The sequence below is a fragment of the Streptomyces sp. genome (assembly GCF_019510245.1).
Lineage (GTDB): Bacteria > Actinomycetota > Actinomycetes > Streptomycetales > Streptomycetaceae > Streptomyces.
Genome location: NZ_JAEKKT010000418.1, coordinates 1 through 2,616 on the forward strand (window position 1 = coordinate 1; position 2,616 = coordinate 2,616).

General features: G+C 71.5%; 1 protein-coding gene and 1 pseudogene. Both read right to left on the reverse strand.

What is annotated here, in order from left to right; translation table 11 throughout:
* Positions 1 to 797: 797 nt before the first annotated feature.
* On the reverse strand, positions 798 to 2,267 hold the full coding sequence (locus tag JF597_RS53230; protein WP_366916584.1) for an MFS transporter: 1,470 nt from the start codon (positions 2,265 to 2,267) through the stop codon (positions 798 to 800).
* Positions 2,153 to 2,616 (reverse strand): annotated as a pseudogene (locus JF597_RS53235) (mucin-1); the annotation flags it as partial. The gene JF597_RS53230 and the pseudogene JF597_RS53235, both read right to left, overlap by 115 nt.

A 2,616-nucleotide genomic window follows, 5' to 3' on the forward strand; every position in this document is an offset into this window, starting at 1 on the left:
CGGTCGCGCTCCAGCGGTCGGCCACGGCGCTCGGCCTTGACGGCGCGGCGTATGTCCCGTACTACCCGGCCCAATTGTCCGTCGGCCGCGACGACCACCCGGCGCGCCCCACCCGCCACTGACATGGGACTGCTCAGTCGCTCACGGTATCTCGAACGGTCGATCGGCTGGCCGTGGTCTTTTTGACAGCGGTGCAGCGGGTGAGGACGACCACGTTCTCGCCCGCGGCGACGTGAGTGTCGTCGTGGGCGGTCCCGTTCCTCGGGGGTGCGGTGGCAAGGTGGGAGCCGGCCTCGACACGCAGCGCGGGCGTCTGCAGCCTCAATGGCTACCTGGACACCCCGGATACGGCAGAACTCGAGATCCCACGAGCAGGCCCAGAAGCCACTCTCGTCCATGGCTCTCTGCGTCCCGACCCTCCGTCGGCAGAGTGGTGGCCACAGCCGCATCCTGCTCACCATCCCCCAATCGCAGACTCGGAACACCGCCCTGGGCAACTCCCCGCCGTACGGGGCGGTCTGTCGCGCTGTCAAGTAATCGGACCAGTTCCCGCCGGCGATCCGGTCCCCGAGCCCGAGCTCCGGGCCCCGCCGCGCGTGGCCGGCACGCGGGGTTGAAACCGCCGCTTCAAACGGCGTCGGGCTGGTGCAGCCGCCAGGTTCCCGCGCCCCAGGCGGTCGCTCGCCGTGCGCGGGCCGCGCCGCTTGCTCCAAGGGCAGTCGCCGGACGATAGACCAGAGCGCACTCCACTCGCCCCGCCGGGCGAGATCTCGTGACCGCGGACGCTTCCCTCGGGCTCATGAGCGGTTTTCTCGGGGTTGTCCTGCGGGATTCGTGCCGGGCGGCGTGTGGTGGGGTACGTCCGCCATGGCGGTGGCCCGGCCACGGGTGTCGGCGGCGGGAGCGATGAGGATGGCGGACGCGACGAACACCAGGACCACCACCATGGCCGAGCGCAGCCCGTAGTGGTCGCCCAGGAACCCGAGGGCGGGCGGCCCGACGAGGAAGGCGACGTAGCCGATGATGGCGACCAGCGAGACGCGGGCGGTCTGGTCGGGGCCTGAGTCGCCCGCCGCCGACAGAGCCACCGGGAAACCGAGGGAGGCCCCAAGTCCCCAGAAAAGTACGGCTGTTGCCGCTACGGCAGCGCTGTCGGAGAAGATGACGAGGAGGAGTCCGACGGCACCGGAGACGGCACTCGCGCGCACGACGGCGGCCCGTCCGAAACGGCCGAGGAAGTAGCTGCCGCTGAAGCGTCCCAGGGTCATCGCCGCCGCGAATCCCACGTAGACGAGCGAGCCCATCGCGGCGTCAAGGCCGTGGCCGTCGACCATGAGCAGCGGCAGCCAGTCGTTGGCGGCGCCCTCGGCCAGCGCCATGGCCAGCACGATGGCACCGATGAGCAGCAGCTTGCGGTCCTTCCACACCTGCGGCCCGGGTCGTCGCGCCGGACCGGGACCGGGACCGGGAGCCGGTGTGGACGGCGCGGTGCTGATGCTGATGCCGTTACCGGCGGGGACGGCACGCATGGCGTGGACCAGCATCCCCGCGGCGATCAGGGCGACGACGGCCAGATGCCAGGAGACGGGGACCGCGGCGGCGGTGGCCGCCATGCCGGCCGCACCCCCGATGACCGTGCCCAGGCTGAAGCAGCCGTGCAGCGTGGGCAGCACCGCGGTCCCGGTGAGGCGCTCGACGTCGGCGCCGTCCACGTTGACCGCCACCTCGCCCCCGCCCATGCCCGCGCCGAACAGGCACAGTCCCGCGGTGACCAGCGATGCCGACGGCACGGCGCTGCCCGCACCGATGACGGCCGTGCCCAGGATGATCAGGAGAGTGCCGAACGCGATGACCGGCCGGGTGCCGAACCGGGATACGAAACGGCCGGAACACAGGATGCCGATCATGGAACCGACGGACAGGCCGAACAGGACCAGGCCCATCTGTCCGGTGGACAGGCCCAGTCGGTCGCGGACGTCCGGGGTGCGCGTGACCCAGGACGACAGGGCGATGCCGGGAAGAAAGAACAGAAGGAACAAAGCCTGACGACGTCGGCGTACGGCGCGGTCTGTCAAGGGGGAACTCCGCCGGGTTCGGAAAAGGGGATCGTCTGCCGAGTATCCGCGCCCAGGGGTGTTCACGGCTGGGCCTTTCAGCCCGGCATCGGTCCGGGCCAGATGGCCGACGCGTCGTCGCGGCCCGGGTCGGGCAGGCGGACCGGGCGGACGGGGAGGGTGCGCGTACGTCCTTCCGTCACCGCCGTCCAGGCGGCGGGGTGACCCGAGTAGCACAGGCCGGTCAGGGCGAAGACGCCGTCGGCGTACACCTCGACGTACTCACCGATGGTGAGGATGCGCAGCGTGGCGGCCGGCTCGGGCAGGTCGGACTCGCCGAGCCGTGTGCCCTCGGGGCCGGCGATCCAGAGGTTCTTGCCGTCGCACCCGACGGCCAGGGCGGGGCGGCCGTCGTCTCCGGTCCGCAGGGTGATCTCGATCCGCCCGGAGACGTCCACGTCGCCCACCGCATGCAGCACCGGCTCCTCCGTCTCCTCGCCCACCCAGCCGTCCAGGCCCGGCCACCACTCCAGACGGGGCGCCGAATCCCCGGGTATGACAA